The 215-nt window shown below is 51.6% G+C and carries 1 pseudogene; it reads left to right on the forward strand.

Features of this window, described 5'->3' with window-relative positions:
* Positions 1 to 215: pseudogene (locus tag HMPREF2692_RS11525) on the forward strand (transposase); the annotation flags it as partial.

A 215-nucleotide genomic window follows, 5' to 3' on the forward strand; every position in this document is an offset into this window, starting at 1 on the left:
AAGACAAAGTACCAGTACTCCCAGTTTTGTAGTGGGCTCAATGAATTTCTGCGTGCCAACGATCTCGTCGAAGTTATCACCCATGAGCCAGGGCAAGAGCTTTATGTCGACTGGGCCGGTGACAAAGTGCCTGTAGTAGATCAGGCCAGTGGTGATACCGCGTTCAAGGCGTCATTGTTTGTCGCGGTCAGCCCGTACTCAGGGCTGATGTATGT

The sequence above is a fragment of the Corynebacterium sp. HMSC036D03 genome, assembly GCF_001836185.1.
Classification (GTDB): Bacteria; Actinomycetota; Actinomycetes; order Mycobacteriales; family Mycobacteriaceae; genus Corynebacterium; species Corynebacterium simulans.